The following is a 21,106-nucleotide window of genomic DNA, read 5'->3' as shown; positions in this document are numbered from 1 at the left end:
AATCGGGCGATCCAAAACCGGCTGGACAGCGTGGTGGGGCCGGAGAACTGGTACAACGATTTCAAGCCCTGGCACGCCGCCGGGAAAAAGGAGGCCCAGATCTGCGGCATCTCGATCTACTTCGAGGGCCGGGGCTTCATCACCAAATGGGACGGCGCGGAGGATTCGGACGTCGAACCCATCAAGGGCGGCCTCAGCGACAGTATGAAGCGGGCCGCTGTCCAGTGGGGCATTGGCCGGGTTCTTTACAACATGGATACGGTTTTCGTGGACGTGGAGCAGCGGGGCAAGAGCTGGGTCATCAAAAAAGGAGTCCGGGCCAAGCTGGACAAGGCGTATCTGGATATGCTGAAAGCCTTGAAGCTGGAACCCGCCCCCGCAGGGGGACTCCAGTCTTTGATCTCCGGCGGCGATGTGGAACCGGACGATACGCCCAAGAGGGCTGGAACTCCGGCAATTCCGCCCAAGGATGGCGGCGCCGCGGAACAGGCGGCGGAGAGTGCCTCGCATCAGGGGACGCAAGCCGCCCCGGCACAGCCCGGCTACGCCTATATCGTCACTGCCAGCAGTACGCAAAAGGGCATGAAAACGACCAGCGTGTCGCTGCGTCTGAGAGGCGCGGACGGCAAAGAGATCACCGCCTTTGCCCAGGGTGAACACCCTATGCTGGTTCCCGGGGCCATGCTGGCTTCCGCCAAGCTGACCACCAGGAAGCAGGACGCGGTGGTGTACTACGTCCTGGAGTCCTACCAAATCGCGGAGCCCCAGGGGCAGGCCGCATAGAAAGGATTTTTACATGGAAAAGATCAAGTCTTTTCAAATCACCGGCATGACCATCTCCGGCTTCAAGTCCTATCAGGAGCCCACAGAATTAACCTTTGGAAATCCTACCATTATCACCGGCGGCAATGGCCGGGGGAAAACCAGCGTGGCGGACGCCATCGCCTTCGCGGTCACGGGGCTTCCGTTCTTCGGAGAGCGGGGCATTGACCGGCTGCACAACGAGGAGAACCCGGACGTGTACATCGCCATGCGCTTTGTGGACGATACCGGCAGGGCCCATGAACTGGTCTGCACCCGGCAGAAAAACCGCATGTGCATTACTTACGACGGCGGCGAGGTTCGCCAGCTGGACCTGAAGGACCTCTTCGGAGAGTCGGACGTGTTCTTGTCCATTCTGAACCCCCTCTATTTCATTGAGGAATTGGGGAACGAGGGGAAGAACCTTCTGGGGATGTACCTGCCGGAGCTGCCGCCGGAGAAGGTCCTGGAGCAGCTGCCCCCGGACCTGGCCCTGGCGCTGAAGGAGGAGCCGCTTCTCTCCCCGGAAACTTACCTGAAGAATAAGCGGGCGGACATTCGCAATCTGGAGGAGAGCATCCTCTACATGCGGGGCCAGCGCGATCAGGCGGAGGCCCAGGGCAAGGCCCGGCTCCAAATGGCGGAATCCGCCGCCCAGAAGCAGACGGCGCTCCAGGAAGAGCTGACCGCCCTGGAGGAAAAGCAGTTTGCCGGGCTGGATATTCCCGCCATTCGAGACCAGCTGGTGGACCTTAGCGCCCGCTACGAGGAGGCCCTTCGGGACAGCGGCGGGGAGGAACAGGACCGGCTCTCCGAACTTCGGGCGAAAATCGCCAAAAGACAGGCGGAGCAGTACCAGTCCAAGTACGCCCAGCCTTTGGCGGAGACTGCCGCCCAGGTGAAAAATCTGGGGCTGCGCTACCAGCAGGAGGGACGGAACTATCAGTTCCTCTCCGCTGGAAACCCCTGCCCCACCTGCCATCGTTCCATTCCGGCGAATATTTTGCCGGAGGTACAGGCGGAGATCAAAAAGTCCGCCGCCGCCATTCTCGCCGAAGGCAAGTCGTTGCAGGCCCAGCTCCAGGACATTCAGGATGTGGACAAGAAGGCCGCCGATACCTTTGAGCAGTTCAAGGCCGATGATCTGGCGAAATGGGGCCAGGAGGTTTCGGAGCTGGAGAACCGGCGTCAGGCCCTGGCGGGGGCCGTCCCCCAGGAGGCGGCCGATCTGCGGCGTCAGATTGAAACGCTGAACGCCTCTATTGAGTATGGCAATCTGAGCCAGGAGGAGTTCGACCGTCTGACGGAATGCCGGGAGGCGCTTCGCCAGTGTTCCGCCGAGCTGTCCGCCGCAGAAAAGGCCGCCGGACAGCCGCCGGAGGATATCGACGGGCAGATCGAGCAGGCGAACCAGAAAATCACGGCTCTGAAAAAGCAGATATCCAATGCGGCGCAGTACGTTGTCAAGCGGGCGGAGCTGCTGTTCTCCAGCTTGAAAATGAACCGGGTGGAGATCTTCCTCTACGATGTGGTGAAGACCACCGGGGAGGTCAAGGACGTGTTCAAGTTCACCTACGCCGGGCGGCGCTATGACCGGCTATCCCTGTCCGAGAAGATTCGGGCGGGCATGGAGGTCTCCGAGCTGATGAAGCGCCTCACCGGGCGGAACTATCCGGTCTTTGTGGACAACATGGAGTCCGTGGACGATCTCGCCAATGTCAGGCCCTCGGGCCAGGTAATCATGGCGAAGTGCGTGCGCGGCGCGGAGCTCTCCGTCCAACCCATGAATGTTCCCCCGGCGGCGGGGCAGAAAGCCGCGTGATTGATCTGATTTAGAGGGGTAGGTGTACCGCTTGGTCTATGAGAAAATCCCTATCGTGGAAACGGCCCGGCGGTGCGGGCTGGTCCTCGACTCCCGGACGCTTGGGTGTCTGGAGGTCGAGGCCAGCTGCCCCTTCTGCCACGACCACGGGCCGGGAAAATACCACCTCAGCCTCAATACCAACACAGATCAATACCGCTGCAACCTCTGCGGGGCCCATGGGAACAGCGTTTCCCTGTACGCCCGACTCAAGGGCATGAGCAACAAGGAGGCTTTCCGAGAGCTGTCTAAGGAGGTAAAAACGTATCCCTTCCCTCAGCAGCCGGAGCCTCGAAATACAGAGCGGCAGCCGCTTCCCCTAGAACAGCGCCACGCCGCCTATACGGATATGCTGGAGCACCTGACGCTTCTGGGCAGGCACAGAGACAACCTGCTTGGCCGGGGTTTTTCCCCGGAGCGTATCCAGGAAAACCAGTACCGCAGTATGCCGGAGACAGACCGGAGCCGGAGGCTTCTTGCCGCTCTGCTCCGGGCCAGCGGCCATGATCTGCTGGGCCTTCCGGGCTTTCGTACATACTACGGCGAGTGGACTGTCAGCGGGCCTAATGGCTTTCTGATTCCCGTCCGAAATAAGGACGGGCTGATCCAGGGGCTCAAAATACGGCTGGACGACGCGGATTCTCCGAACCGCAAATACCGCTGGTTCTCCAGCTGGGGCCTGCCGGACGGGACCCGCAGCTATTCCTGGATTCATGTCACCGGAAATACCGCCAGTAAGCGGGCCTTCATCACGGAGGGACCGCTGAAGGGCGACGCCGCCAGCTTCCTGGCCAACGACGCACTCTTTGTCTGTGTCGGCGGCGTCAATGCCATCCACGGACTGAAGGACACCCTGGCGGACCTGAAGGTCCGGGAGGTGGTGGAGGCCATGGACATGGACCAGATGACGAATGAGAATGTGCGCAGAGTCGTTCTAGAAATGCGCCGGGAGGTGCAGACCATTCCCGGCGTCAAATATTTTAAGTACACATGGAATCCGGCTTACAAGGGGGTAGACGATTATCTCCTGAGCCGGAGAGTGGCAGAAATGTAAATGAGGTGAAATATGAACAGTAAATGCAAGACCTGTGCGCTTCAGAACCCCCCATGGTGCAAGGGCTGTGAGTGGAAGTTCCCCGGCCTGGAGCAGTTCGACTTCTATCAGGAGCGGAAAGAAATGAAGGAGGAACAGCATGGATAATATTTTTAATATGCGGGACTTTATCGGTGCGGCCGAGGGCGACAAGGACCACATGCTGGGGAAGTTTCTCTACTTCTCCCTGGCGAATCTCCTGGTGGAGAAGGACGCCCTGGCCAAGCTCTGCGAGGACCTGGACATCCCTTACTCCGGCGGCAAGCGGCTGTCTGTCTCGGACGCCTTCCGCTCTGCCACCGGCGATATCCAGGAACGCATCCCCGTCACCCGGATGGGAGAGTCCCACATCTATCTGGCTTACTGCCGGGACAACAAGCGCACGTCTGATATCCTCTCCCGGGAGCTGGTAAAGGAGACCTTGAACCAGCGGACGAACCAGTATGAGAAGCTGGCAAACATCAGTTATGACAAGCGGGACGGCTCGTTCCGCTGTGAGAATCTGGTGCTGGACGACGTGGTGGACGTGCGGAAATGCTGCCGCCAGGCGGAGGAGCTGTTTGAGCTCTACCAGCGATGTGCCAACCGCAAGCAGGTGGAGGGCATCTGCGCCAATTTCCTGCGGTCCATCGAGGCCACCAAGCTCAGCATCAACGGCTATCTCTACTTCGTCCCCCGGACCTTCATAGAGAAGGTGGACACTTTCGAGGAGTTCATCGGCCTTTTGAGCGGCTTGAACCAAAAGGAAGCCCCGCTGATGGTCAACTCCTTCTACATCATTGACGATGAAAAACAGCGGGGCAAGATGACCGAGGAGTTCTACGCGGCGGTGAGGAAGGAGATCGCCGAGTATCAGGAGCGGGCAGACTACTTTATTCAGCCCGGGTGCCAGAGCCCGGCTGTGCTGGAGCGCTGGGCCTTGAAGATCCAGGGCTTGGAGGAGCGCAAGCGGCATTATGAGCAGGTACTCCGGCGGGAACTGGACGGGCTGGACGACGAGTTCGGCACGCTGAAATTCATGGGCCAGGAACTTCAGAATCGGGCAAAGGACATTCGATTTCAAAAGGCGGCGTAATTAAACCGGGAGGCGGGGAGAAGAAATTCTCTCCGCCTTTTCCTTTTGGATAAAAGAAAGACGAACGCCCCAAAAGGAGCGCCCGCCGTTCATTTCTCAAGCCGGAATTTCAGAAGCAGGTACGGCTCGATCTCTAGCACCGCCGCGATGTTGAACAGCAGCTCCAGGGACACGCCCCGGTCCATGCCCGGCGCCTCCACGGAGGCCAGATGCTGGCGGCTGATGCCCAGGCGTTCCGCCATCTGCTCCTGGGAATAGCCCTTTTTCTTCCGGTAGTATCCTATCGCGTAGGATAGGTTCTCTTTTCGCTCCACATTGTCAAACTGCACCATGCCGCCACCTGCCTTTTTAAGGTTATTTTATCGAAATATGACGGACATGGAAATAATATGTAGTACGCTGTTGACGTGTTATAAGCGGCAATATATAATTAAAATGCGGTTATGAAGTGCAAAAGAAAAAGCAGACGCTTTTTAAGCGTCTGTCCGTTTTTCAGATTGGAGGCGGTTAATGAAGCCAATCAACATAATCAGATCGTCTTCGCTCAGCCTCCGCATCCCCTCCATGGCCCGGTGGAGGAGCTGCGGATTGACGGCTTCGGAATCAAAGAACTGCAAAGGAGTCATTTCAAAGTAGTCGCAGATCCGCAGGAATTGCGCCATGGAGGGCAGGGCCTTGCCAGAGGAAATGGCTTGGATGTAGCCCTTGTTTTGGCCCAGGTCTGTACTCATTTGGTACTCGGAGACATTTTTCTTCAAGCGCAGCTCGGTAATGCGGTCCCGGATGTATTTTGCGTCCATACTGCTCACCTCTGCTTATAGCATAACAGAGTTAGGTTGTGGATATTCCGTAACATATATGCTAATATCTTAAATATAATCCAGAAAATGACGTATTAAATAAACTGTTCACATTTTATATCTACAACAGGAGGTTAATTATCATATGGAACTGCATACCTGTGCCGTCACCGGCCATAGGCCGACTCGGTTCAAATGGAAGTACAACGAGAACAACAATGGCTGCAAGCGTCTGAAGAAACGGATGCACGATCAATTTATCGTGCTCTATGAGAAAGGAGTCCGCCGCTTTCTGGTAGGTGGGGGCCTTGGCGTAGATCAATGGGCCGGAGAAATCATACTCCGGCTGAAGGAGCAGCCGGAGTATAGTGATATTGAATTGGTAGTTGTGCTGCCCTTTCCTGGACATGATGAACAATGGGACACCCGGAGCCGGGAGCGGCTGGCGTTCCTGATCCGACACAGTGCGGAGTGTATCACCGTAGGAAAGGGTGCCGGGCGTGAAAATTATGTTCAGAGGAACTGCTACATGGCAGACCATGCGGACTGTCTGCTGGCGGTATATGACGGGGAGCGGAATCCGCGATCAGGGACCATGCAAACGGTAAACTATGCAAGTTCAAAAATGCCTATCGTCCTGATCCATCCTGATACAGCTGCTGTATCTTTTTCTGGACAAATGATGGGTGTTCGATAAAATGGAAACAGTATGCTAACGATTCATAGTCTCTTGCCTTTTACCGACGATAAAATATAATAAAACAAATATGGTATATGGCTCTGTTTGCCTATATAGAGCTTGTAACGATACTGGGCAGCCGGTTTTTATATCCCGCTCAATTTAGCACCGGCGTTATAAAACTGGTGATTGCCATGTTCACAAAATTCGGGACTTTGTCTTTTGTATCCTTCCTTCCCCTGCTCTGGGTAACGGTACTGCAAAGAAAGCTGTTCTATCCCTCTGCTTTGGCGGCACTCGGTTTTTCCGCTATACTGCTTGGGAGATTTAATATCTCCACGGAAATGCTTCCGCTCGCCAGCCTCATGCCCTGGACGGCCGTGTCTCTGGTGTCGGTTTATCAGGTGGAGGGGCCCTATACTGCAATTGGGATGGTTTCCATTGCGCTGACTGGCATTTTCGGCGTTCAATCAGCGTTGCGGGCCATTGATAAACAGGACCTGTAGAATATGGAACAGCGCTTTTGCCGGAGGGAAAAAGAAAGCCCACAGGAATCAAAAAATTCCGTGGGCTTTCGTAACGCGGGAGACCTGTACATTCCGCTAAAATAGCGCAGGCTTAAGAATCCTCTGCCATCAGGAGCCTGTCTCCTCATACAGCTCCGGCCGGGAGAGATAGTGGTCGATCAGCGCCACCGCACCGCCCAGGGCGTCCAGCTCTGTCAGGGACCGGGTGTCGTAGGCGATCTCCATGGGCTGGCTCAGGGACAAGTAGCGGAAGGAGGAGAGCTGCTGGCGTATCCGCTGGTCAAAATACTCGTCCGCCACGGCGTAGTCCCCCACGAAGACTACCTTCTCCGGGCTGAACACCAGCGACACATTCCGCAAAAGGGCGGCGAACCGATCCGCCATATAGGCCACGTATTTCCGGGCGTAGGCATCCTCCTGCCGGGAGGAGGCGAAGAGGTGCCGCAGCTCCACCGCCTCCGCCGGAAGGCGGGACAGGGGAGAGCCCTCCGGCGGAGGGTCCCCGGCGATCATCTTCCGCACCCGGGCAACGGACACCAGCCGTTCTGCGCAGCCCCGGCTGCCGCAGCTGCAAAGCTCCGGGTCGTTCTGGTCCAGGATCATATGGCCGATCTCGCCCACCAGGGAGTTCCGCCCGTTCAGAATGCGCCCGTCCTGAATCAGCGCCCCGGAGAGTCCCCAGGAGGTGAACAGAACCAGAATGGACCGGTTTGGGTCCTCCTGCTCGTTGAGTATGGCCCGGCTGATGGATTTTCCGGCGTTCTCCTCGGAGAGCGCCGGGCCGGGACCGAAGATGCCCCGGAGATAATCGCCAATTGGAACGTTCGCCCCCCAGTTGGGCGTGTGGACGCTGTATTTCAGCGTCAGATGGTCATAGTCCACGATGCCGGAGGAGGACAGGCTGACGCCATACAGCTCCTCCCGGTCGACCCCGGCCCGGGCCAGCAGCGCCAGGGCGCTGTTCTCGATGATGCGGAACGCCTCCTCGGGCGCGTCCGGGATGATCCAGGCCAGATGGGAGCTGTCTACCTTGTTCATGCGCATGTCGAACAGCGTCAGGCCCAGGTCCTCCGGCCACATGCGGATAGTCAGCAGGTACTTCCCGCAGGAAAAGCGGAAGTACTCCGGCTTCTTCCCCCCCAGCTCCGTGGAATCCCCTTTGCCGGAGCTGGCCAGAATCCCCTTTCCGCAAAAAAACTGGATGGCCTTCATCACCGTCAGTTTGCTGATGCCAGTGCGGGCCACCACGTCCGCCACCGAGTGGGACCGGTTGTCCCGGAAGCAGGAGAGCACCATTTTCCGGTTTTGTATCTTTAAATTCGAGGGCAGCGCGGGGACAGGTTCGCCTCCGCGCTCCTTCGTTCTCTGGGCAGCCGCCTTCTCCATAGTTGCCCCTCCTTGTTGACTTGGTTCGATTATAACACAGCCTAATTTCAATTTCAACACGGGGATAGATAGGTTATATTATTGCCAAACCAAAGAGCCCTCCAGTGGCGGAGCCAGGAAAAACTATCATCTCCTACAAAATAACAGTCATCTCCAGGGCGTTCTGTACAAAATTTGGCGGATTGCTATGGTTTCTGTTGACATTTTTCTGAGCGTCTATTACACTAGGAGCAAGGTCGGGCGGTAAATTTTTTAACCTAAGTTAGTAAATTTAATCGCCTAACATACCAAAATTTTTGATTGGAGGAAAAGGTACATGAAAAAGAAAGTCTCTGCGCTCCTTCTGGCAGCCGTGATGCTGCTCTCCCTGGCCGCCTGCGGCGGCGGCTCCGGTTCCGGCTCTGGTGACGGCGGCTCTGGTGACGGCGGCTCTGGCGGGAGCTCCGCCAGCGGCAAGACCGTGCTGAATCTCTGGGCTTTCACCGACGAGGTGCCCAAGATGGTCGACAAGTTCCTGGCCAGCCGTCCGGACTTTGCCGAAAAGTATGAGGTCAAGACCACCGTCATCGCCACCACCGACGGCGCCTACCAGCCCGCCCTGGACCAGGCCCTGGCCGGCGGCGGCTCCGACGCCCCGGATATGTACTGCGCCGAGGCCGCGTTCGTCATGAAGTACACCCAGGGCGACGCCGCCCACTATGCCGCCCCCTATGAGGACCTGGGCATTGACGTGGCCGGGGATATCCAGGCCGCCGACATCGCCCAGTACTCCGTGGACATCGGCACCCGGCCCGACGACGGCAAGGTGGTGGGCCTGGGCTATCAGGCCACCGGCGGCGCGTTCATCTACCGCCGCTCCATTGCCAAGGAGGTCTTCGGCACCGACGACCCCGACGCCATCGGGGCGGCTATCGGCGCGGGCTCCAATGGCTGGGATAAATTCTACGAGGCCGCCGAGACCCTCAAGGGCAAGGGCTATGGCATCATCTCCGGCGACGGCGACCTGTGGCACGCCGTGGAAAACAGCTCCCAGCAGGGCTGGATCGTGGACGGCAAGCTGAACATCGACCCCAAGCGGGAGGAATTCCTGGACCTGTCCAAGGAGCTCAAGGACAACAACTACCACAATGACACCCAGGACTGGCAGGACGCCTGGTTCGCCGACATGAAGGGCGAAGGGGACAAGGGCATCTTCGGCTTCTTCGGCCCCGCCTGGCTCATCAACTACACCATCGCCCCCAACTGCGGCGGCTCCGCCGTGGGCGAGGGTACATACGGCGACTGGGCGGTCTGCGCGCCTCCCGTGGGCTTCTTCTGGGGCGGCACCTGGCTGATGGCCAGCAACAGCTCCGCCAACAAAGAGGCCGTGGGCGAGATCATCCGCTGGATCACCCTGGACTGCTCCGAGACCGGCCTCCAGTACATGTGGGCCAACGGAACGCTGAACGGCGAGGGCGGCACCAAGGACTGCGTGGCCTCCGGCACGGTCATGGAAATGAGCGACGGCTCCCTGGACTTCCTGGGCGGACAGAACATGTTCGACGCCTTTGTCCCCGCCAACCAGTACGCCAACGGAAAATGCCTGACCCAGTACGATGAAACCATCAACACCAAGTGGCGGGATCAGGTCCGGCAGTATACCTCCGGCACCAAGACCCGGGATCAGGCCATCAAAGACTTCAAGCAGGACGTGGCCGACAACCTGGATGTGACGGTGGATCTGGGCTAAGCCGATTTCTGGGCCAGTGGCCCAGACCATCTCGGGGCGGGCTCCGAGATGATGAGAGACTGCTTCCAGGCGAAAGGGGCCCGGAACGGGCCCCTTTCGCTCCGTTCTTCCTCTCCGGCCATGCCCGGCCAATCTGATTTCAAGGAGCTGAGATTTCATGAAGCAGCGAAAAGGCTTCAGCTACGCGAGGTACGGCTATTTGTTCAGCCTGCCCTTCATTGTGGCCTTCTGCGTTTTCTCCCTGTATCCCACCATTTACACCGCCCTCCTGGGCTTCACGGACTGCAAGGGCCTGGGAAACACGACCTGGCACTTCCTGACGGACGAGCCGTTCAAGAACTTTGTCAGCGTCCTTCAAAACCCCTCTTTTATTAAATCCCTGGGCAACACCGTGAAGCTCTGGATCATGAACTTTATCCCCCAGATTACCTTGGCCCTGCTGCTGACGGCCTGGTTCACCAGCCACCGCCACAAGCTGGCCGGTCAGGGCTTCTTCAAGGTCGTTTTCTATATGCCCAACATCATCACGGCGGCCTCCGTGGCCATTTTGTTCAACGCCCTCTTCGGCTATCCCACCGGCCCGGTGAACGATCTGCTTATGACCACGGGCGTGCTGAACACGCCCTTCAACTTCTCCATCAATGCGACGGCGGCCCAGCTCATCGTGGCCTTCATCCAGTTCTGGATGTGGTACGGCTACACCATGATTATCCTGATCTCCGGCGTCCTGGGCATCAGCCCTGAGATTTACGAGGCGGCGGAGATCGACGGGGCCAACGACGTGCAGCTGTTCTTCCAGATCACCATTCCCAACCTGAAAACCATCCTGCTCTACACCCTGATCACCAGCATGATCGGCGGACTGAACATGTACGACATTCCCAAGCTGTTCCTGCTGGGCGGGCCGGACAACGCGACCCTGACCACCAGCGTGTTTATTTACAACCAGGCGTTCAGCGGGAGCTATCTCTACAACCGGGCCGCCGCGGCCAGCATGATTATGTTCCTCATCATCGCGGTGTTTTCCGGCGTGATCTTCCTGCTGATGCGGGACAAGGACGAGGGGAGGTAACCGGACATGAAACACGCGAAACACTCCAACGGCACGGCCTTTAAAATTGTGGCCTATACCGTGTGCATCCTGCTGACCATCCTCAGCCTGATGCCCTTTGTCATCATGCTCGTCAACTCCACCCGCAGCACCTATGAGATTCAGCAGCACGCCATCTCCCTGGTGCCCTCCACCTACCTGATGAGCAACCTGAGCGTGCTGCTGGGCAAGACCTTCAATCCCATCCGGGGCTTCATGAACTCCATGATCATTTCCGTGGGCTCCACGGCCTGCACGGTGTATTTCTCCGCCCTCACCGCCTATGCCCTGGTGGCCTACCAGTGGAAGGGGCGCAAGACCTTTTTCACCGTCATCATGTGCGTGATGATGATTCCCGCCCAGGTCACCAGCATCGGCTTCTACCAGTTCATGTACCAGATCCACATGACCAACAACTTCCTGGCGCTGATCCTCCCCTCCATTGCCGCTCCGGCCACGGTGTTCTTCATGCGGCAGTTCATGCTGTCCTCTTTGCCTCTGGAGCTGCTGGACTCGGCCCGGATCGACGGCTCCGGGGAATTCAACACCTTCAACCGCATCGCGCTGCCCATCATGAAGCCGGCCATGGCCACCCAGGCCATCTTCTGCTTCGTCTCCAGCTGGAACAGCCTCTTCCTGCCCACTATCCTGCTGACGGACAACAGTAAATACACCATGCCGATCATGGTGGGCCTCCTTCGGGGCGATATTTATAAGACGGAGCACGGCGCGATCTATTTGGGCCTGACCCTGACAATCCTGCCCCTGTTCATCGTGTACTTCGCCCTGTCCAAGTACATCATCGCCGGCGTGGCCCTGGGCGGCGTGAAGGGCTGAGCCTATGGCGGACACGCGTAAGGCCGGGCCGGAGGAGGGAAGCCCCCTCCGGGCCTCCCTGGGCCAGGTCCTCCGCACCCTGGGGGACCTGATTGTCCTCAACTGGCTCTGCGTCCTCTGCGCCCTGCCGGTGGTTACCGCCGGGCCTGCCCTGTGCGCGCTGTACTATGTCACATTGAAGCTGGTCCGGGGGGAGGAGGTCCGCACCCTGCGGGGCTTTCTGGACGCCTTCCGGGCCAACCTCAAGCGGGGCGCGGCCCTGGGCCTGCTGGTGCTGGCCCTGGGGGTTGTGGCGGCGGGGGACGCCTTTTTTGCCCTCCGGCAGGAGGGGGCCCTCCGGGTGCTGTTCCTGACCGTCGCCACCGTTGTGGCAGTGATCGCCCTGACCCTGCTGTGCTATGTGTTCCCCCTCCAGGCCAGGTTTCAGAACACCTGGAAGGGCCAGGTGAAAAACGCCTTTGCCCTGGCCTTCTGCTCCCCGGGGCGGACGCTGCTGCTGTGGCTGATCGCCCTTTTGCCCGTCGCCGTCCCGCTGTTTCTGCCCCTGGCGGTCTTGCGGATGCTGGGCTTTGTGTATTTCATCGCGGGGGCCTCCGGCCCGGCGTGGCTGGCCTCCCGGGTGCTGTGGAGAATCTTCCGCCGGGTGCTCCCGGCGGAGGACGAAGAACCAAACTGAACCCAAAGGAGAATTGCTTATGGATCGAGAAACCGCGCGGCGGCGGGCCAGGGCTCTGGTGGCGCAGATGAGCCTGGAGGAAAAGGCCGGCCAGCTGAGCTATAGCGCGCCGCCTATTCCCCGCCTGGGGGTCCCCGCCTACAACTGGTGGAACGAGGCCCTTCACGGCGTGGCCCGGGCGGGCACCGCCACCAGCTTCCCCCAGGCCATCGGCCTGGCGGCCATGTTTGACGAGGAGCTTTTGGAAAAGCTGGGGGACGTGGCCGCCACCGAGGGCCGGGCCAAGTACAACGCCCTTTCCGCCCAGGACGACCGGGACATTTACAAGGGCCTGACCTTCTGGTCCCCCAACGTCAACATCTTCCGGGACCCCCGCTGGGGCCGGGGGCATGAGACCTACGGCGAGGACCCCTGCCTCACGTCCCGGCTGGGCAAGGCCTACGTCCGGGGTCTCCAGGGCAGCGGCGAAACCATGAAATCCGCCGCCTGCGCCAAGCACTTTGCCGTCCACAGCGGGCCGGAGAGCCTGCGGCACAAGTTCAACGCCGTGGCCTCCCCCAAGGACATGGAGGAGACCTATCTCCCCGCCTTCGAGGCCTGTGTCAAGGACGCCGGGGTGGAGGCCGTCATGGGGGCCTACAACCGTACCAACGGCGAGCCCTGCTGCGGCAGCGAGACGCTGCTGAAAGACATCCTCCGGGGCCGCTGGGGCTTCCAGGGCCATGTGGTCTCCGACTGCTGGGCCATCCGGGATTTCCACACCGGACATATGGTCACGGAGAACACCGCCCAGTCCGTAGCCCTGGCGCTGAAAAACGGCTGTGACCTGAACTGCGGCGACTGCTACCGCTGTTTGCTCCTGGCCCTGCGGGAGGGGCTGATCTCCGAGGAGGATATTACAATTGCCGCCGAGCGGCTCTTTACCACCCGGTATCTCCTGGGCGTTCTGGGGGAGGGGAGCGAGTACGACTCCATCCCCTATGAGGCGGTGGAGTGCCCGGAGCATTTGGCCCTGGCCCACAAGGCTGCCCTGGAGTCCTGCGTACTGCTGAAAAACAGCGGACTTTTGCCCCTGAACCCGGAGACCGTGGGCACCGTCGGGGTCATCGGTCCCAACGCCAACAGCCGGGCGGCTCTGGTGGGGAACTACCACGGCACCGCCTCCCGCTATGTCACCGTCTTGGAGGGCATCCAGGACGCCATGGAGGGCCGCGGCCGGGTGCTGTACGCCGAGGGCTGCCACCTCTGGCGGGACCGGGTGGAGCCCCTGGCCCAGGCCAGCGACCGCATGACGGAGGCCATGGCGGTGGTGAAGCGCAGCGACGTGGTGGTCCTGGTCCTGGGCCTGGACGAGACTCTGGAGGGCGAACAGCCCGACGAGGGCAACGCCGCCGGGTCCGGGGACAAGGAGGATCTTCTTCTGCCCTCGCCCCAGCGGATGCTGCTGCGGCATGTGTTGGCGGCGGGGAAGCCCACGCTGGTGGTCCTTTTGGCGGGAAGCGCCATCGACCTCAGCGAGGCCGAGACCCAAGCGGACGCCATTCTCCTGGGCTGGTATCCCGGCGCCGGGGGAGGCCGGGCCATTGCGGACCTGATTTTCGGCAAAGCGTCTCCCTCCGGCAAGCTGCCCGTGACCTTCTACCGGGACGGAGCCCTGGAGGAGCTGCCCGCCTTTACCGATTACGCCATGACCAACCGGACCTACCGCTACTACCGGGGTGAGCCCCTGTATCCCTTCGGCTACGGCCTGACCTACGGCGACGCGGCGGTCACCGCCGTCACCGCCGGAGAGGCCTCCGCCCGGGTCACAGTGGAGAACCGGGGTGGGCGGGCCGCCCAGGAGGTGGTGCAGCTCTATTTGAAGGACGAGGCGTCCCCCGACGCGCCGCCCAATCCCATCCTCTGCGGCTTCCGGCGGATCGAGCTGGGGGCGGGGGAGACGAAGACAGTGGACATTCCCATAGAGCCCTCGGCCCTCACCGTGGTCAACGACGCTGGAGAGCGGATTCCCGGCAGCGGGGCCTGGACCCTCTATGCGGGCCTGGGCCAGCCGGACGCCCGCACCGCCCGGCTGACGGGAAAGACCGCGGTCAGCACTTCTATCCGCCGGACATAAGGAGAAACGACATGCTGTATATTGGAATCGATCTGGGCACCTCCGCCGTGAAGCTGCTGCTGATGGACGAGGAGGGACAAATCCAAAACATCGTCTCCCGGGAATACCCGCTGTCTTTTCCCAAGCCTGGCTGGGCCGAGCAGAACCCGGCGGACTGGCTGGAAGCGGTGGTGACTGGCATCCGGGAGTTGACGGCGGACTGCGATAAGACCCGGATTGCGGCCATCGGCTGCGGCGGGCAGATGCACGGGCTGGTGGCCCTGGACGGGGAGGACCGGGTCCTCCGCCCCGCCATTCTCTGGAACGACGGCCGCACCGCCGAGGAAGTAGAATACCTTAACGAAACCGTTGGCCGGGAAAAAATCAGCCGGTATACCGCCAACATCGCCTTCGCGGGCTTCACGGCCCCTAAGCTCCTCTGGATGCGGAAGAACGAGCCGGAGCTGTTCGCCAGAATCGACAAGGTGATGCTGCCGAAGGACTACATCAACTACTGCCTCACCGGCGTCCACTGCACCGACGTCTCCGACGCCTCGGGGATGCTCCTCTTCGACGTGGAGCACAAGCGCTGGAGCCCGGAGATGCTGGAGCTGTGCGGTCTGCGGGAGTCCCAGATGGCGAAGGCCTTCGAGAGCTATGAGGCCGTGGGCACCCTCAAGCCGGACATGGCGAGGGCCCTGGACCTGGCGGAAACGACGGTGGTCTGCGCCGGGGCGGGAGACAACGCCGCAGCAGCAGTGGGCACGGGCACCGTGGGGGACGGGGGCTGCAACATCAGCCTGGGCACCTCCGGGACCATCTTCATCTCCAGCAAAACCTTCGGCGTGGACCCCAACAACGCCCTCCACTCCTTCGCCCACGCCGACGGCGGATACCACCTGATGGGCTGCATGCTCTCCGCCGCCAGCTGCAACAAGTGGTGGATGGAGGATATTTTAACGACCCAGGACTACGCCGGGGAACAGGCGGCGATTACCCCGGAAAAGCTGGGTCGGAACCATGTGTTTTTCCTCCCCTACCTCATGGGGGAGCGCAGCCCCATCAACGACACCGGCGCCCGGGGCTGCTTGATTGGCATGACTATGGATACCACCCGGGCGGACCTGCTCCAGGCGGTGCTGGAGGGCGTGGCCTTCGCCATCCGGGACAGCTTTGAGGTGGCCCGGAGTCTGGGCGTGGAGATTCCCCGCTCCAACATCTGCGGCGGGGGCAGCAAGTCCGGGCTCTGGCGGACCATCATGGCCAATGTCCTGGGCATCCCCCTGGACATCGTGGCCACGGAGCAGGGGCCTGGCTACGGCGGGGCCATGCTGGCCATGGTGGCGGCGGGGCGGTTCCCCACCGTCCAGGCGGCGGCGGACGCCCTGGTGCGCGTTGCCGGCACCGTGGAGCCGGAGGCTGGACTGACCGCCCTCTATGAGGAGCGGTACCGGCAGTTCCAAAAAATCTACCCCGCCTGCAAGGCGCTGTTCCCCCAGCTTCTTTAAAGGAGAAAACCCATGAAGATTGAATCTGTTTACAGTCCTGCCTTCCGGGCCTACGGCCAGGTGCTCACCGGCTATGACACGGCGGAGCTGCTCCGGGCTATGGAAAACATTCCTCTGCCGGAGGAGGGCACGGCCTATGAGCCGTCCATCGCCTCTTTGGAGCAGAGCGCCCTCTTCGGCCAGCTGCGGGACCACGCCTACGGCGGGATGCCGGTACAAATCGGCATGTGCTGGGGCCGCAATACCAGGCTCAACTGCCTGGAGTACCATCGGGACAGCGAGGTCAACATCGGAGCGTCGGACTTCATTCTCCTGCTGGCGAAACAGGAGGAAACGGTGGACGGCCGGCTGGATACCGCCTGTGTCCGGGCCTTCCGGGTCCCCGCCGGGGCGGTGGTGGAGGTCTACGCCACGACGCTGCACTACGCCCCCTGCCATGTGGATGGGGCAAAGGGGTTCCGGGTGGCGGTGGCGCTGCCCAAGGGCACCAACGAGGCCAAGCCGGACATTACGCCGCTGAACGCGGAGGATGACCGCCTGTGGGCGAAAAACAAATGGCTGCTGGCGCATCCGGACTCCGGCGAGGCCGGACAGGGGGCCTGGGTGGGCCTGACAGGTGAAAACATTGATATCAAAAACGATCTTTGAAAAGGAGGAAGATTCTATGCAATTGACCAATATTCCCGAGGTAAAGCTGGGCCTCGTCGCCGTCTCCCGGGACTGTTTTCCCGTCGCCCTGAGCGAGAAGCGCCGGGCCGCCGTCAAGGCCGCCTGTTCCGGCGAGCTGTACGAGTGCCCTGTCACGGTGGAAAACGAGCAGGGAATGCTGAAAGCCGTGGAGGACGTGAAAGCCCAGGGCTGCAACGCCCTGGTGGTGTTCCTGGGCAACTTCGGCCCCGAGACGCCGGAGACGCTGATTGCCCGGAACTTTGACGGCCCCTGCATGTTTGTGGCCGCCGCCGAGGGAGACGGGGACCTCATCAACGGCCGGGGCGACGCCTACTGCGGCATGCTGAACTGCTCCTATAACCTGGGGATGCGGCATCTCAAGGGCTATATCCCCGAGTACCCCGTGGGCACGGCGGAGGACGTCGCCGGAATGATCGCCGAATTTGTCCCCATCGCCCGGGCCGTCATCGGCGTGAAGAATTTGAAAATCATCACCTTCGGTCCCCGGCCTCAGGATTTCTTTGCCTGCAACGCCCCCATCAAAGGCCTGTACGAGCTGGGCGTGGAGGTGGAGGAGAACTCCGAGCTGGACCTGCTGGTGAGCTACCGGGAGCACGCCGGTGATTCCCGCATCCCGGCGGTCTGCGCGGAAATGGCCGCCGAGATGGGCGAGGGCCGCTACTACCCCGATCTGGGCGAGCGGATGGCCCAGTTTGAGCTGACGCTGCTGGACTGGGCGGAGAAGCACAAGGGGGCCCGGAAGTACGTGGCCTTCGCGGACAAGTGCTGGCCCGCGTTTCCCAGCCAGTTCGGCTTTGAGCCCTGCTATGTGAACTCCCGTCTGGTGAGCCGGGGCATCCCGGTTGCCTGTGAGGTGGACATCTACGGCGCGCTCAGTGAGTACATCGGCATGTGCGTCTCCGGGGACACGGTGACTCTGCTGGACATCAACAACTCCGTCCCCGCCCGGTTGTGGGCGGAGCAGATCAAGGGTAAGTTTGACTATCGGCTGACGGATACCTTCATGGGCTTCCACTGCGGCAACACCCCCGCCTGCAAGCTGTGCGCGGACCGGGCCGTCAAGTATCAGCTCATCCAGAACCGCCTGCTGGAGAACGGCGGCGAGCCGGACTTCACCCGGGGCACCCTGGAGGGCGACATCGCCGCCAGCGATATCACCTTCTACCGCCTCCAGTGCGACAGTGACGGGAATCTCCGGTCCTACATCGCCCAGGGCGAGGTGCTGCCGGTGGCCACGGGCAGCTTCGGCGGCATCGGCGTGTTCGCTATTCCCGAGATGGGCCGGTTCTACCGCCATGTGCTCATCCAGAAGCGCTATCCCCACCACGGGGCCGTGGCCTTCGGGCACTATGGCAAGGCGCTGTTCGAGGTGTTCAAGTTCCTTGGGATTCAGGATATCGCCTACAACCAGCCCAAGAGCCTGCCCTATCCCACGGAGAACCCCTTCCGCTGAGCATTGTGACTCCATTCCCCGAGAGGGTATGCAAATAAAAAAGGGCCGGCCCGCTGCTCCACGCTTACAGCGGCCGGCGCCTGAAAAAGGAGGAAGACCGCGGCGGCTCGCGGTGCGGCAGTGTGGAGACCTGTCGTAAAGCCCCTTGGCCGGGGCGAGGCGAAGGCGGCGGAGGCCCCTTCGCCAGGGCCGAGAGTTATGGCAAGTTTGAATTTGAAGGGCATCACCAAAATATATCCTCACAGCGGCGGACAGAAAAAAGGCAAGAAAAAGGCCGGAGACACCGAGAAGAAAGTCAACCTCCAGGTGACCGCCGAGGGTGTCATTGCCGTCCAGGAGTTCAATCTGGATATCAAGGACAAGGAGTTCATCGTCCTTGTCGGCCCCTCCGGCTGCGGCAAGTCCACCACGCTGCGGATGGTTGCCGGCCTGGAGGAGATCTCCGGCGGCGAGCTGTACATCGACGGGAAGCTGATGAACGACGTGGAGCCGAAAAACCGGGACATCGCCATGGTGTTCCAGAGCTATGCCCTCTATCCCCATATGACGGTTTACGAGAACATGGCTTTTCCCCTGAAGCTGCGGAAGGTGGACAAGGCGGAGATTGACTGCCGGGTCAAGGAGGCGGCGGAGACCCTGGACATCACCCAGTACCTGGACCGCAAGCCCAAGGCCCTCTCCGGCGGCCAGCGCCAGCGGGTGGCCATTGGCCGGGCCATCGTCCGGGAGCCCAAGGTGCTTCTTATGGACGAGCCCCTCTCCAACCTGGACGCCAAGCTCCGCAACCAGATGCGCGCCGAGATCATCAAGCTGCGCCAGAAGATCAACACCACCTTCATCTACGTCACCCACGACCAGACCGAGGCCATGACCCTGGGCGACCGGATCGTCATCATGAAGGACGGCTTCATCCAGCAGATCGGCACCCCCCAGGAGGTCTTCGACCATCCGGCGAACCTGTTCGTAGCGGGCTTCATCGGAATGCCCCAGATGAACTTCTTCGACGCCAGGCTCCTCTGCGAGGGCGGCAAATACTTCGTCAGCGTAGGCGGCTGCAAGGTGGAGCTGTCTGGCGACAAGCAGAAGAACCTGGCGGCGAAAAAGGTATCCGCCCAGGCCATGACCCTGGGCGTCCGGCCCAGCCACATGGTGCTGGCCAAGCAGCCCGGCAACACCTTGGCCGCCAAGGTGGAGGTTTCGGAAATGATGGGCAGCGAGGTCCATTTCCACGCCAATGCCGAGGGCCGGGACGTGGTAGTGATTGTGCCCACCATGGACGCCACAGGAACCCATATCGACTCCTTCCGCGCCGGGGACCAGATGAACCTGACCTTCAGCGGCAACGTGTGCCATGTCTTCGGCCAGGACGGAAAGAACCTGGAGTTTTGACCATAGGGGCGCTTGACCGCCCACAGACGGTGTGATATACTCTGCCGCGTCAATGATTCCCCCAGGCTGGCTCTCGCCCGCCTGGGGGAACTGGCAAATTGCGTTTATCTATATAACGAAGAAGGATCTTGATCCATGGGATTTCCAAAGGATTTTATTTGGGGTGCCGCTTCCGCCTCTTATCAGATTGAGGGCGCCGTGAGCGAGGACGGCCGGGGCGAGAGCGTTTGGGACGTTTTCTCCCATACCCCCGGGAAGGTCAAATGGGGCGATACCGGCGACACGGCCGCCGACGCCTATCACCGCTGGCGGGACGACATCGCCATCATGAAGGAGATGGGCCTCCAGGCTTATCGATTCTCTATTGCCTGGCCCCGGGTAGACCCCAAAGGCGACGGGCATTGGAACCAGGCGGGGCTGCACTGCTACAGTGAGTTGGTGGACGGCCTACTGGAGGAGGGAATCCAGCCCTGGGTGACTTTGTTCCATTGGGACCTTCCCCAGGCATTGCAGCGGCAGGGCGGCTGGCAGAACCCGGAGACCGCCCGGCGCTTTGAGGCCTACGCGGAGAAAATGGCGGAGCTGTTTCGGGGTCGGGTGCGCCGGTGGTTCACTTTTAACGAGCCCCAGTGCTTCATAGGAATGGGCTATGGGACGGGAGAACACGCCCCGGGCCTGAAGCTGGACGACGACAGCCTCAGCGCCTGCTGGGAGACCTTCTGCCAGGCACACTCTCTGGGACAGAAGGCTCTGCACCGGGCGGACGGCGAAAATCTGGTGGGTGTCGCCTCCACGGGAGTGGTCTGTTATCCCGTCAGTCAGGATGCCAAAGACGTGGAGGCCGCCCGGCGGGAAACCTTTGCCCTGCCCCTGGGGCCCAGGACCTTCTCCCACACCCTGGCCCTGGACCCCCTGTGCTTGGAGGGACGGTATGAGAAACCGGACTTCATCGGCGTCAACCTCTATCAGGGTGTGCCTGTCCGAGCGGGGAAAAATGGGCCGGAGACGTTTCCCTTCCCGGCGGGCTTCCCCCGGACGGCCCTGGGCTGGCCCATTACCCCCGAAGCCCTGGAGTGGGGTCCCCGGTTTTTGGCGGAGCGGTACGGCCTGCCGCTGGTGGTCAGTGAGAACGGCCTGGCTTGTACGGACCGGGTGTTCCTGGACGGCGCTGTCCACGACTCCCTGCGGATCGACTTCTTGACCCGGTATCTCCGGGCTTTGGAGCGGGCCATCGAGCAGGGCACGGACGTCCGGGGGTATTTCCAGTGGTCCCTGACGGACAACTTCGAGTGGGCTGAGGGCTATGACCCCCGCTTTGGCCTAGCCTATGTGGACTACGCCACGGGAAACCGGACACTGAAGGACAGCGGTCGGTGGTACCGGGATATCATCCGCTCCAACGGCGCGGACTTGTGAG

The 21,106-nt window shown here is 61.0% G+C and carries 20 protein-coding genes; 17 read left to right on the top strand and 3 right to left on the bottom strand.

Annotation, left to right across the window (positions count from 1 at the left end; translation table 11 throughout):
* The 5 genes from QZ329_RS10965 to QZ329_RS10945 all read left to right on the top strand — a co-directional run.
* A partial coding sequence (locus QZ329_RS10965) for a Rad52/Rad22 family DNA repair protein (protein WP_295752501.1) occupies positions 1 to 783 on the top strand: 783 nt, incomplete at its 5' end.
* 13 nt (positions 784 to 796) lie between these two features.
* Positions 797 to 2,623: an AAA family ATPase gene (locus tag QZ329_RS10960; RefSeq protein ID WP_295752497.1), complete on the top strand. Its 1,827-nt coding sequence runs from the start codon at positions 797 to 799 to the stop codon at positions 2,621 to 2,623.
* A 22-nt stretch (positions 2,624 to 2,645) separates the two neighbouring features.
* Entirely contained in the window at positions 2,646 to 3,716 is a 1,071-nt protein-coding gene (locus QZ329_RS10955) for a hypothetical protein (protein WP_295752495.1), read from the top strand.
* Positions 3,717 to 3,728: 12 nt separating this feature from the next.
* Positions 3,729 to 3,863, top strand: coding sequence for a hypothetical protein (locus QZ329_RS10950; RefSeq protein WP_295752491.1), 135 nt, complete (start codon positions 3,729 to 3,731; stop codon positions 3,861 to 3,863).
* On the top strand, positions 3,856 to 4,830 hold the full coding sequence (locus QZ329_RS10945; RefSeq protein ID WP_295752488.1) for a DUF6744 family protein: 975 nt from the start codon (positions 3,856 to 3,858) through the stop codon (positions 4,828 to 4,830). The genes QZ329_RS10950 and QZ329_RS10945 overlap by 8 nt, the downstream gene beginning before the upstream one ends.
* An 89-nt stretch (positions 4,831 to 4,919) precedes the next feature.
* Here the strand turns inward: QZ329_RS10945 and QZ329_RS10940 are convergent, their stop codons facing one another.
* Positions 4,920 to 5,162, bottom strand: coding sequence for a helix-turn-helix transcriptional regulator (locus QZ329_RS10940; RefSeq protein WP_295752485.1), 243 nt, complete (start codon positions 5,160 to 5,162; stop codon positions 4,920 to 4,922).
* 141 nt (positions 5,163 to 5,303) lie between these two features.
* On the bottom strand, positions 5,304 to 5,630 hold the full coding sequence (locus QZ329_RS10935; protein WP_295752482.1) for a helix-turn-helix transcriptional regulator: 327 nt from the start codon (positions 5,628 to 5,630) through the stop codon (positions 5,304 to 5,306).
* A 145-nt stretch (positions 5,631 to 5,775) separates the two neighbouring features.
* On the opposite strand from QZ329_RS10935, the gene QZ329_RS10930 reads away from it, so the two are divergent.
* Together QZ329_RS10930 and QZ329_RS10925 are read left to right on the top strand one after the other, a co-directional pair.
* Positions 5,776 to 6,327, top strand: coding sequence for an SLOG family protein (locus QZ329_RS10930; RefSeq protein ID WP_295752479.1), 552 nt, complete (start codon positions 5,776 to 5,778; stop codon positions 6,325 to 6,327).
* A 77-nt stretch (positions 6,328 to 6,404) separates the two neighbouring features.
* Positions 6,405 to 6,815 (top strand): hypothetical protein, encoded by a 411-nt coding sequence (locus QZ329_RS10925; RefSeq protein ID WP_295752476.1) that lies wholly within the window; start codon positions 6,405 to 6,407, stop codon positions 6,813 to 6,815.
* 129 nt (positions 6,816 to 6,944) lie between these two features.
* Here the strand turns inward: QZ329_RS10925 and QZ329_RS10920 are convergent, their stop codons facing one another.
* Complete coding sequence (locus tag QZ329_RS10920; RefSeq protein WP_295752473.1) at positions 6,945 to 8,222, bottom strand: ROK family protein; 1,278 nt, start codon at positions 8,220 to 8,222, stop codon at positions 6,945 to 6,947.
* A 316-nt stretch (positions 8,223 to 8,538) separates the two neighbouring features.
* On the opposite strand from QZ329_RS10920, the gene QZ329_RS10915 reads away from it, so the two are divergent.
* From QZ329_RS10915 to QZ329_RS10870, 10 genes are all read left to right on the top strand, one after another.
* Complete coding sequence (locus QZ329_RS10915; RefSeq protein WP_295752470.1) at positions 8,539 to 9,951, top strand: extracellular solute-binding protein; 1,413 nt, start codon at positions 8,539 to 8,541, stop codon at positions 9,949 to 9,951.
* A 157-nt stretch (positions 9,952 to 10,108) separates the two neighbouring features.
* Complete coding sequence (locus tag QZ329_RS10910) at positions 10,109 to 11,023, top strand: sugar ABC transporter permease (protein WP_295752467.1); 915 nt, start codon at positions 10,109 to 10,111, stop codon at positions 11,021 to 11,023.
* 6 nt (positions 11,024 to 11,029) lie between these two features.
* Complete coding sequence (locus QZ329_RS10905) at positions 11,030 to 11,878, top strand: carbohydrate ABC transporter permease (RefSeq protein ID WP_295752464.1); 849 nt, start codon at positions 11,030 to 11,032, stop codon at positions 11,876 to 11,878.
* A 4-nt stretch (positions 11,879 to 11,882) separates the two neighbouring features.
* A complete protein-coding gene (locus tag QZ329_RS10900) occupies positions 11,883 to 12,554 on the top strand; it encodes a DUF624 domain-containing protein (RefSeq protein WP_295752461.1) in 672 nt (223 codons plus the stop codon).
* Positions 12,555 to 12,573: 19 nt separating this feature from the next.
* Positions 12,574 to 14,670 (top strand): glycoside hydrolase family 3 C-terminal domain-containing protein, encoded by a 2,097-nt coding sequence (locus QZ329_RS10895; RefSeq protein WP_295752458.1) that lies wholly within the window; start codon positions 12,574 to 12,576, stop codon positions 14,668 to 14,670.
* Between the two features lie 11 nt (positions 14,671 to 14,681).
* Entirely contained in the window at positions 14,682 to 16,157 is a 1,476-nt protein-coding gene (xylB, locus tag QZ329_RS10890) for a xylulokinase (RefSeq protein WP_295752455.1), read from the top strand.
* 12 nt (positions 16,158 to 16,169) lie between these two features.
* Positions 16,170 to 16,805 (top strand): DUF4867 family protein, encoded by a 636-nt coding sequence (locus tag QZ329_RS10885; protein WP_295752452.1) that lies wholly within the window; start codon positions 16,170 to 16,172, stop codon positions 16,803 to 16,805.
* A 22-nt stretch (positions 16,806 to 16,827) separates the two neighbouring features.
* Positions 16,828 to 18,300, top strand: coding sequence for a fucose isomerase (locus QZ329_RS10880; RefSeq protein ID WP_295752503.1), 1,473 nt, complete (start codon positions 16,828 to 16,830; stop codon positions 18,298 to 18,300).
* 198 nt (positions 18,301 to 18,498) lie between these two features.
* Entirely contained in the window at positions 18,499 to 19,689 is a 1,191-nt protein-coding gene (ugpC, locus tag QZ329_RS10875; RefSeq protein ID WP_295752448.1) for a sn-glycerol-3-phosphate ABC transporter ATP-binding protein UgpC, read from the top strand.
* A 135-nt stretch (positions 19,690 to 19,824) separates the two neighbouring features.
* Positions 19,825 to 21,105, top strand: a complete 1,281-nt coding sequence (locus tag QZ329_RS10870; RefSeq protein ID WP_295752445.1) for a family 1 glycosylhydrolase — start codon at positions 19,825 to 19,827, stop codon at positions 21,103 to 21,105.
* The last annotated feature ends 1 nt before the right edge of the window (position 21,106 follow it).

It is taken from the genome of uncultured Oscillibacter sp., assembly GCF_910579365.1.
Taxonomy (GTDB): domain Bacteria; phylum Bacillota; class Clostridia; order Oscillospirales; family Oscillospiraceae; genus Oscillibacter.
Note: the sequence above shows the minus strand (reverse complement) of the source record. Positions and strands in the feature narration are given on the sequence as shown.

Bases quoted from the DNA above. Each gene is read 5' to 3' on its own strand.
- QZ329_RS10960 (WP_295752497.1), top strand. From the start codon at position 797: ATGGAAAAGATCAAGTCTTTTCAAATCACCGGCATGACCATCTCCGGC.
- QZ329_RS10950 (WP_295752491.1), top strand. From the start codon at position 3,729: ATGAACAGTAAATGCAAGACCTGTGCGCTTCAGAACCCCCCATGGTGC.
- QZ329_RS10945 (WP_295752488.1), top strand. From the start codon at position 3,856: ATGGATAATATTTTTAATATGCGGGACTTTATCGGTGCGGCCGAGGGC.
- QZ329_RS10940 (WP_295752485.1), bottom strand. From the start codon at position 5,162: ATGGTGCAGTTTGACAATGTGGAGCGAAAAGAGAACCTATCCTACGCG.
- QZ329_RS10935 (WP_295752482.1), bottom strand. From the start codon at position 5,630: ATGGACGCAAAATACATCCGGGACCGCATTACCGAGCTGCGCTTGAAG.
- QZ329_RS10930 (WP_295752479.1), top strand. From the start codon at position 5,776: ATGGAACTGCATACCTGTGCCGTCACCGGCCATAGGCCGACTCGGTTC.
- QZ329_RS10925 (WP_295752476.1), top strand. From the start codon at position 6,405: ATGGCTCTGTTTGCCTATATAGAGCTTGTAACGATACTGGGCAGCCGG.
- QZ329_RS10920 (WP_295752473.1), bottom strand. From the start codon at position 8,222: ATGGAGAAGGCGGCTGCCCAGAGAACGAAGGAGCGCGGAGGCGAACCT.
- QZ329_RS10915 (WP_295752470.1), top strand. From the start codon at position 8,539: ATGAAAAAGAAAGTCTCTGCGCTCCTTCTGGCAGCCGTGATGCTGCTC.
- QZ329_RS10910 (WP_295752467.1), top strand. From the start codon at position 10,109: ATGAAGCAGCGAAAAGGCTTCAGCTACGCGAGGTACGGCTATTTGTTC.
- QZ329_RS10905 (WP_295752464.1), top strand. From the start codon at position 11,030: ATGAAACACGCGAAACACTCCAACGGCACGGCCTTTAAAATTGTGGCC.
- QZ329_RS10900 (WP_295752461.1), top strand. From the start codon at position 11,883: ATGGCGGACACGCGTAAGGCCGGGCCGGAGGAGGGAAGCCCCCTCCGG.
- QZ329_RS10895 (WP_295752458.1), top strand. From the start codon at position 12,574: ATGGATCGAGAAACCGCGCGGCGGCGGGCCAGGGCTCTGGTGGCGCAG.
- xylB (WP_295752455.1), top strand. From the start codon at position 14,682: ATGCTGTATATTGGAATCGATCTGGGCACCTCCGCCGTGAAGCTGCTG.
- QZ329_RS10885 (WP_295752452.1), top strand. From the start codon at position 16,170: ATGAAGATTGAATCTGTTTACAGTCCTGCCTTCCGGGCCTACGGCCAG.
- ugpC (WP_295752448.1), top strand. From the start codon at position 18,499: ATGGCAAGTTTGAATTTGAAGGGCATCACCAAAATATATCCTCACAGC.
- QZ329_RS10870 (WP_295752445.1), top strand. From the start codon at position 19,825: ATGGGATTTCCAAAGGATTTTATTTGGGGTGCCGCTTCCGCCTCTTAT.